The sequence below is a fragment of the Flavicella sp. genome (genome assembly GCF_029238425.1).
In the GTDB taxonomy this organism is placed as follows: Bacteria; Bacteroidota; Bacteroidia; order Flavobacteriales; family Flavobacteriaceae; genus Flavicella.
Window position 1 is genome coordinate 1 of the sequence record NZ_JAQWGB010000178.1, and the last position, 1,993, is coordinate 1,993.

2 protein-coding genes are annotated in these 1,993 nt (G+C 31.0%); one reads left to right on the forward strand and one right to left on the reverse strand.

Annotated features, from left to right (window positions below; genetic code table 11):
- Positions 1-418, forward strand: a 418-nt coding sequence (locus P8H68_RS12250; protein ID WP_300325592.1) for a T9SS type A sorting domain-containing protein, incomplete at its 5' end; no start/stop codon positions are given.
- 26 nt (positions 419-444) lie between these two features.
- Here the strand turns inward: P8H68_RS12250 and P8H68_RS12255 are convergent.
- A complete protein-coding gene (locus tag P8H68_RS12255) occupies positions 445-1,794 on the reverse strand; it encodes a hypothetical protein (protein ID WP_300325594.1) in 1,350 nt (449 codons plus the stop codon).
- Positions 1,795-1,993: the final 199 nt, after the last annotated feature.

The window sequence follows — 1,993 nt, forward strand, 5'->3', positions numbered from 1 at the left end:
TATTTCAACTTTGGCAAAAAACGAATGGATTTCCGTAACCCAAGAAATTGAAATCAAAGAAACTGTTCAGAATGCTCATTTGAATATTCAAGTATTAAATGATCCTGATTTTGGTGGTGGAATCGGAAAATTTTATATCGATGCCATTCATTTTTCTTTAAAAGATGAATTATCTGTTGATACCACAATTTTAAATAGACATAAAATTTATCCAAATCCAACCAAAGAATATTTATTCATTGAATCTGAAAAAAATGCTAGCTATACCTTATTTACCATTTCTGGAATTCCAGTTATTTCAAATTCTCATGAAAAATTAAAGCACCAAATAAACGTATCAGAATTAGCAAGGGGAATTTATATTTTAAAAACAATAAGTTACGGTACAACAGACACTCGAAAAATAATTATTCAATAAAACCATAGAATAGTAAAAATTTATTTTTAATCTATTTTATATAATTTTATCCTATCTAAAACAACTCCATTTAAAGCTATTTCCTGAGTTTTTGGAATATTTAAAGGATAACTTGCATCTATAAAAATTACAGCTACTGAAGGCCCTGTAATTGGACTTTCATTAGAAAAATTTCCATCGGCACCTAAAGTATGATTTACATCTGCTGCATTTCTCACAAAACTTGGAGGATGGTATAAATATTTTAAATTCTCAGGCACATACTTAAAATTCTTAAAAGACATCGATGCAGTATCATCCGTTGAAACCATACTTATATTTTTAAATTTTGAACTTGCATGAAAAGAACCTTTGGCTCGTCTTTTAGAATCTTTGGCAACAAAACCATTTTTTAAGAATAAAGTCCAAGAACTTCCTACCGACATGGCAACATCTACCATTACTCTTCCATTCACAACAGAATGGGGTTGTAATAACACAGCCGCTTTCCCATGCTTACTAACCACATTTTTAATAATAATATTATACACCCCAATATCTAAATGGCGTCCCGTATGCGCTTCTATTCTGCAAGTCATTCCTCCTTCAAACACTAAATTTTTTAATAAAATATTTTTCCCAGTATTTGTCTGGGCCAAACCATAACCTATCGATGCACCTGTCATACTGATATTAGCAATGGTTACATTCTCTGGTATATGAGCAGATATTTCATCAATTTGAACCGGATTAAATGCAATTGCTGTTCCTTTGGTATATTCATCATAAATAGAAAAATTTTCAACTAATACATTTTGAGCATGCCCAAATGCAACGGCCCTTCTAAAAGCATTTCCACTTCTTTCTAAAAATAACTTAGGTCGTTCGGCCGGACTTCCTAAACCAATTAATTTAACATTCTGTACTAAATTTTGATCAGCTGCATGTACACCAAGATTGAATAAAAACCCCTTCCCACCTCTTGTAGTATCCATATGAATTTCAACACCTTTGTCAAAGGTGATATGAATATTAGATTTTAACTCAATATTTTTAAAAACGTATTGACCTGAAGGAATAAATATAGTACCACCACCAAGAACTGTTAATTGATCTATAATTCGTTCTAAGGTTATGCTTTCTTTTTCAGTATTTACTTTCGCAAAAGTAATTGCTCTGTCGGTTGGTAAATTTTCGAAATCCACTCCTAAATAACCGGCACCATCCTGACGATAAGGTTTACTGCTATAAAGCGCTATATCAGAGACATCACCGACTGGAATAATTGGCTCCTTAAAAATTTTTTCTATTTTTATTTCGTTTATGGTACTCTGTTGATCTGAAGCGGAGCATGCCCAAAACATAGTTATAAACAGCGCTAAAAAAATTGATTTCATATTGATTACTTTATAATTCAAAATTAGACATTGAAAACCAATAAACTAAGCTCAATTTATCCCACTCCTTATACTCATTTATCAAAAAAACCCGCTATTGAAAATTCAATAGCGGGTTTTTGGTATGTAAACAGTATTTTTAATTAAATCTAATCTTAAAATTTAGCAAAGGTAATTACATCATCTTTATCATTAATTA